We start from the raw sequence: 7,158 nt of genomic DNA, 5'->3' as shown, positions 1-7,158 counted from the left end.
GGTTGTATTCTACCACTGAACTACTTCCGCAAGACATGTTTGAGATATTTTATTAAAAGTGCGGGTGAAGGGAGTCGAACCCCCACGCCAAAGGCGCTAGATCCTAAGTCTAGTGCGTCTGCCAATTCCGCCACACCCGCATATTAATTAAAATGGTGAGCCATGAAGGACTCGAACCTTCGACCCTCTGATTAAAAGTCAGATGCTCTACCAACTGAGCTAATGGCTCTTACAATAAAAACTGGTGCCGACTAGAGGACTTGAACCCCCAACCTACTGATTACAAGTCAGTTGCTCTACCAATTGAGCTAAGTCGGCTAAATGGTGGAGGATGACGGGATCGAACCGCCGACCCCCTGCTTGTAAGGCAGGTGCTCTCCCAGCTGAGCTAATCCTCCGGATTGCCTGGCAACGTCCTACTCTCACAGGGACAAGGTCCCAACTACCATCGGCGCTAGAGAGCTTAACTTCCGTGTTCGGTATGGGAACGGGTGTGACCTCTCTGCCATCATTACCAGACTGTATTCATTTAAGACAAGAATCATTGTAACTCATTGAACTTTTAAAGTCAACAAGTTTTTTATATTCTTTCAAAACTAGATAACATTGCTTCATATTATATGGTTAAGTCCTCGATCTATTAGTATTCGTCAGCTCCACATGTCACCATGCTTCCACCTCGAACCTATCAACCTGATCATCTTTCAGGGATCTTACTAGCTTACGCTATGGGAAATCTCATCTTGAGGGGGGCTTCATGCTTAGATGCTTTCAGCACTTATCCCTTCCGCACATAGCTACCCAGCTATGCCCTTGGCAGAACAACTGGTACACCAGCGGTGCGTCCATCCCGGTCCTCTCGTACTAAGGACAGCTCCTCTCAAATTTCCTACGCCCACGACGGATAGGGACCGAACTGTCTCACGACGTTCTGAACCCAGCTCGCGTACCGCTTTAATGGGCGAACAGCCCAACCCTTGGGACCGACTACAGCCCAGGATGCGATGAGCCGACATCGAGGTGCCAAACCTCCCGTCGATGTGGACTCTTGGGGGAGATAAGCCTGTTATCCCCGGGGTAGCTTTTATCCGTTGAGCGATGGCCCTTCCATGCGGAACCACCGGATCACTAAGCCCGACTTTCGTCCCTGCTCGACTTGTAGGTCTCGCAGTCAAGCTCCCTTATGCCTTTGCACTCTACGAATGATTTCCAACCATTCTGAGGGAACCTTTGGGCGCCTCCGTTACACTTTAGGAGGCGACCGCCCCAGTCAAACTGCCCACCTGACACTGTCTCCCGGGTCGATAAGACCCGTAGGTTAGAATTTCAATACAGTCAGGGCGGTATCCCACCAGCGCCTCCACCGAAGCTAGCGCTCCGGTTTCAATGGCTCCCGCCTATCCTGTACAAACTGTACCAAAATTCAATATCAGGCTACAGTAAAGCTCCACGGGGTCTTTCCGTCCTGTCGCGGGTAACCTGCATCTTCACAGGTACTATAATTTCACCGAGTCTCTGGTTGAGACAGTGCCCAAATCGTTACACCTTTCGTGCGGGTCGGAACTTACCCGACAAGGAATTTCGCTACCTTAGGACCGTTATAGTTACGGCCGCCGTTTACTGGGGCTTCAGTTCAGAGCTTCGCTTACGCTAACCCCTCTCCTTAACCTTCCAGCACCGGGCAGGTGTCACCCCCTATACTTCGCCTTACGGCTTCGCAGAGAGCTGTGTTTTTGCTAAACAGTCGCTTGGGCCTATTCACTGCGGCTTTCCGTTAAGAAAGCACCCCTTCTCCCGAAGTTACGGGGTCATTTTGCCGAGTTCCTTAACCAGAGTTCTCTCGCACACCTTAGGATTCTCTCCTCGCCTACCTGTGTCGGTTTGCGGTACAGGCACCTTTTATCTCGCTAGAAGCTTTTCTTGGCAGCGGGGAATCAAAGACTTCGCTCCATAAGGAGCTTCCCCATCACAGCTCAGCCTTTACGATAAGCGGATTTGCCTACTTATCAGCCTAACTGCTTGGACGTGCACAACCAATCGCACGCTTCTTCTATCCTTCTGCGTCCCTCCATTGCTCAAACGATAAAGAGGTGGTACAGGAATATCAACCTGTTGTCCATCGCCTACGCCTGTCGGCCTCGGCTTAGGTCCTGACTAACCCTGAGCGGACGAGCCTTCCTCAGGAAACCTTAGGCATTCGTGGACGGGATTCTCACCCGTCTTTCGCTACTCATACCGGCATTCTCACTTCTAAGCACTCCACCAGTCCTTCCGGTCTGACTTCACTGTCCTTAGAACGCTCCCCTACCACTGATACCATTCGGTATCAATCCGCAGCTTCGGTGGTGTATTTAGCCCCGGTACATTTTCGGCGCAGAGTCACTCGACTAGTGAGCTATTACGCACTCTTTAAATGGTGGCTGCTTCTAAGCCAACATCCTAGTTGTCTAAGCAACTCCACATCCTTTTCCACTTAATACACACTTTGGGACCTTAGCTGGCGGTCTGGGCTGTTTCCCTTTTGACTACGGATCTTATCACTCGCAGTCTGACTCCTAAGGATAAGTCATTGGCATTCGGAGTTTGACTGAATTCGGTAATCCGATGAGGACCCTAGTCCAATCAGTGCTCTACCTCCAAGACTCTTACACTTAAGGCTAGCCCTAAAGCTATTTCGGGGAGAACCAGCTATCTCCAGGTTCGATTGGAATTTCTCCGCTACCCACACCTCATCCCGCACTTTTCAACGTGCGTGGGTTCGGGCCTCCATTCAGTGTTACCTGAACTTCACCCTGGACATGGGTAGATCACCTGGTTTCGGGTCTACGACCACGTACTAAACGCCCTATTCAGACTCGCTTTCGCTGCGGCTCCGCCTCTTCAGCTTAACCTCGCACGGGATCGTAACTCGCCGGTTCATTCTACAAAAGGCACGCCATCACCGTTAACGGGCTCTGACTATTTGTAGGCACACGGTTTCAGGATCTCTTTCACTCCCCTTCCGGGGTGCTTTTCACCTTTCCCTCACGGTACTGGTTCACTATCGATCACTAGGGAGTATTTAGCCTTGGGAGATGGTCCTCCCAGATTCCGACGGAATTTCACGTGTTCCGCCGTACTCAGGATACATTCAAGAGAGAACGAAGTTTCGACTACGGGGTTGTTACCCTCTACGACGGACCTTTCCAGGTCGCTTCGTCTACCTCGTTCCTTTGTAACTCCGTATAGAATGTCCTACAACCCGAGGCAAGCCTCTTGGTTTGGGCTATGTTCCGTTTCGCTCGCGCTACTCAGGAAATCGCATTTGCTTTCTCTTCCTCCAGGTACTTAGATGTTTCAGTTCCCTGGGTCTGTCTTCCTTACCCTATGTATTCAGGTAAGGATACCATACCATTACGTATGGTGGGTTTCCCCATTCGGAAATCTTCGGATCAAAGCTTACTTACAGCTCCCCGAAGCATATCGGCGTTAGTCCGTCCTTCATCGACTCCTAGTGTCAAGGCATCCACCGTGCGCCCTTTCTAACTTAACCAAACTAAAATTAAAAAATATGAGCTACACTGTTATCTATTTTCAAAGAACATACATTATATATGAGAGATAGTTCTCTCAAAACTGAACAAAACGAAACACGGAAACTTTATTGATGAACAGCGTTCATCAATTCTCCATAGAAAGGAGGTGATCCAGCCGCACCTTCCGATACGGCTACCTTGTTACGACTTCACCCCAATCATCTGTCCCACCTTAGGCGGCTGGCTCCAAAAAGGTTACCCCACCGACTTCGGGTGTTACAAACTCTCGTGGTGTGACGGGCGGTGTGTACAAGGCCCGGGAACGTATTCACGCGGCATGCTGATCCGCGATTACTAGCGATTCCAGCTTCATGTAGGCGAGTTGCAGCCTACAATCCGAACTGAGAACGGTTTTATGAGATTAGCTCCACCTCGCGGTCTTGCAGCTCTTTGTACCGTCCATTGTAGCACGTGTGTAGCCCAGGTCATAAGGGGCATGATGATTTGACGTCATCCCCCCTTCCTCCGGTTTGTCACCGGCAGTCACCTTAGAGTGCCCAACTTAATGATGGCAACTAAGATCAAGGGTTGCGCTCGTTGCGGGACTTAACCCAACATCTCACGACACGAGCTGACGACAACCATGCACCACCTGTCACTCTGCTCCGAAGGAGAAGCCCTATCTCTAGGGTTTTCAGAGGATGTCAAGACCTGGTAAGGTTCTTCGCGTTGCTTCGAATTAAACCACATGCTCCACCGCTTGTGCGGGCCCCCGTCAATTCCTTTGAGTTTCAGCCTTGCGGCCGTACTCCCAGGCGGAGTGCTTAATGCGTTAACTTCAGCACTAAAGGGCGGAAACCCTCTAACACTTAGCACTCATCGTTTACGGCGTGGACTACCAGGGTATCTAATCCTGTTTGCTCCCCACGCTTTCGCGCCTCAGTGTCAGTTACAGACCAGAAAGTCGCCTTCGCCACTGGTGTTCCTCCATATCTCTACGCATTTCACCGCTACACATGGAATTCCACTTTCCTCTTCTGCACTCAAGTCTCCCAGTTTCCAATGACCCTCCACGGTTGAGCCGTGGGCTTTCACATCAGACTTAAGAAACCACCTGCGCGCGCTTTACGCCCAATAATTCCGGATAACGCTTGCCACTACGTATTACCGCGGCTGCTGGCACGTAGTTAGCCGTGGCTTTCTGGTTAGGTACCGTCAAGGTGCCAGCTTATTCAACTAGCACTTGTTCTTCCCTAACAACAGAGTTTTACGACCCGAAAGCCTTCATCACTCACGCGGCGTTGCTCCGTCAGACTTTCGTCCATTGCGGAAGATTCCCTACTGCTGCCTCCCGTAGGAGTCTGGGCCGTGTCTCAGTCCCAGTGTGGCCGATCACCCTCTCAGGTCGGCTACGCATCGTTGCCTTGGTGAGCCGTTACCTCACCAACTAGCTAATGCGACGCGGGTCCATCCATAAGTGACAGCCGAAGCCGCCTTTCAATTTCGAACCATGCAGTTCAAAATGTTATCCGGTATTAGCCCCGGTTTCCCGGAGTTATCCCAGTCTTATGGGCAGGTTACCCACGTGTTACTCACCCGTCCGCCGCTAACTTCATAAGAGCAAGCTCTTAATCCATTCGCTCGACTTGCATGTATTAGGCACGCCGCCAGCGTTCATCCTGAGCCAGGATCAAACTCTCCAATAAAGTTAGTTTGTCTAGCATCTAAAATAAAAATTGACGTTTCACGTTGTTTGTTTCGTTCAGTTTTCAAAGAACTACTTCGTCGCTCGGAAGCGACTTTATCAATATAACATTTCGTTATATTTTCGTCAACAACTTTTTTCAATAACTTGTTTTTCGTTTGTTTTGTTTGTTACCTTTCGTGGCAACGAATATAAATATACCAGTTTGATTATTAAAATGCAATAGTTTTTCTAATAAAATTTTTAACTTAGTAAAAAAGTATAAAAACAGCACATTTCTTCTATATAAATATAATTTCTCGCACTATCAAGATTTACTATACCCACGCAACTCATGCTCAAATAAAAAAAGCTTTGGAGAAATCTCCAAAGCTTAGTCTTGTTTATGGCGCATAGCAGGGAATAATAATACATCACGAATAGATGGTGCATTTGTTAATAACATAACTAGACGATCAATACCAATTCCTAATCCACCCGTAGGAGGCATACCGTACTCAAGAGCTTCAATATAATCATCATCCATCATATGAGCTTCGTCATTACCTTGTTCGCGCTCTTTTAATTGCGCTTCAAAACGTTCTTTTTGATCGATTGGATCATTTAATTCAGTGAATGCATTTGCATGTTCACGTGCAACGATAAATAATTCGAAACGATCTGTGAATCGTGGATCTTCATCATTCTTTTTCGCAAGCGGCGAGATTTCTACCGGATGACCGTAAATAAATGTTGGTTGGATTAATTTATCTTCTACTTTTTGTTCGAAGAATTCATTTATAATATGACCAACTTCCATTGTATCTTTAATTTCTACATTATGTTCTTTTGCAAGTTCACGCGCTTCTTCTACACTCATCGGATTCCAGAAATCAGCTCCAGAGTATTGCTTAATCGCATCTACCATATGAAGACGTGTCCATTCTGGTTCTAGATTAATTTCATAATCACCATACTGGATTGTTGTTGTACCCAGTACCTTTTTCGCGATATGAGCAACCATATCTTCTGTTAACTTCATAATATCTTTATAATCAGCGTATGCTTCATATAATTCAATCATCGTAAACTCAGGGTTATGACGAGTTGATACACCCTCATTACGGAATACACGGCCGATCTCATATACTTTTTCTAAACCACCCACAATAAGACGCTTTAAATGTAGCTCAATTGCGATACGCATATATAATTCCATATCTAACGCATTATGGTGTGTAGTGAAAGGACGCGCAGAAGCTCCACCTGCAATTGCATGCATCATAGGTGTTTCCACTTCAAGATAACCGTTGTCATCTAGGTATCTTCTCATCTCACGAATGATTTTACTACGAGTAACGAACGTTTCACGACTTTCCATACTTGTAATCAAGTCTAAGTAACGTTGACGGTAGCGTTGTTCAACATCTTTTAATCCATGGTATTTATCTGGTAATGGACGAAGAGATTTCGTTAATAGCGTAAAGCCTGTTGCTTTTACTGAAAGTTCTCCAACGTTTGTTTTGAACACTTTACCTTCAATACCTACTAAATCACCTAAATCTGCTGTTTTAAATAATTCGTACTCGTCATCTCCAACAGCATCTTTACGAACATAAATTTGAACTTGTCCATGTAAATCTTGAACGTGTGCAAATCCAGCTTTCCCTTTTCCGCGTTTTGTCATAATACGACCAGCGATAGAAACAGCGATTTCCTTCTCCTCTAATTCTTCCTTAGAGAACTCTCCATATAGACTCACTAAGTCAGTTGTTGAATTTGTGCGTTCAAATCTTTTACCGAACGGGTCAATTCCTTGTTCACGTAAATTATGTAGCTTTTCACGACGAACAATCAATTGGTCGTTTAATTCTTCGTGGTTCATGTTATCCATGATATTGATATCACTCCAGCTCTATTTAATTTTACAATATATACAGTATAGCATTTTCTACTCAA

General features: G+C 46.7%; 1 protein-coding gene, 5 tRNA genes and 3 rRNA genes (1 of these 9 cut by a window edge). All 9 read right to left on the bottom strand.

Going from position 1 to position 7,158, the window contains the following annotated elements:
* Positions 1-30: transfer RNA gene (locus AXW78_RS00470), tRNA-Gly, on the bottom strand (it extends 46 nt beyond the left edge of the window).
* Positions 31-59: 29 nt separating this feature from the next.
* A tRNA-Leu gene (locus AXW78_RS00465) sits at positions 60-140 on the bottom strand.
* Positions 141-153: 13 nt separating this feature from the next.
* Positions 154-229 (bottom strand) — tRNA-Lys (locus AXW78_RS00460).
* A gap of 13 nt (positions 230-242) precedes the next feature.
* A tRNA-Thr gene (locus AXW78_RS00455) sits at positions 243-318 on the bottom strand.
* A 4-nt stretch (positions 319-322) separates the two neighbouring features.
* Positions 323-398 (bottom strand) — tRNA-Val (locus AXW78_RS00450).
* Positions 399-403: 5 nt separating this feature from the next.
* Positions 404-519, bottom strand: a 5S ribosomal RNA gene (rrf, locus tag AXW78_RS00445).
* Positions 520-620: 101 nt separating this feature from the next.
* Positions 621-3,532 (bottom strand): 23S ribosomal RNA (locus AXW78_RS00440).
* 142 nt (positions 3,533-3,674) lie between these two features.
* Positions 3,675-5,221: ribosomal RNA gene (locus AXW78_RS00435) — 16S ribosomal RNA — on the bottom strand.
* The 16S, 23S and 5S rRNA genes sit together here with 5 tRNA genes alongside, the layout of an rRNA operon.
* A 372-nt stretch (positions 5,222-5,593) precedes the next feature.
* Entirely contained in the window at positions 5,594-7,093 is a 1,500-nt protein-coding gene (lysS, locus tag AXW78_RS00430; RefSeq protein WP_000369668.1) for a lysine--tRNA ligase, read from the bottom strand.
* Positions 7,094-7,158: the final 65 nt, after the last annotated feature.

Origin of the sequence: Bacillus thuringiensis (assembly GCF_001595725.1) — a bacterium.
Lineage (GTDB): Bacteria > Bacillota > Bacilli > Bacillales > Bacillaceae_G > Bacillus_A > Bacillus_A thuringiensis_K.
The sequence above is the reverse complement of the archived record's forward strand: the minus strand, read 5'-3'. Positions and strand labels throughout refer to the sequence as shown.

Coding starts and splice junctions, on each gene's coding strand:
- lysS (WP_000369668.1), bottom strand. CDS start 7,093: ATGGATAACATGAACCACGAAGAATTAAACGACCAATTGATTGTTCGT.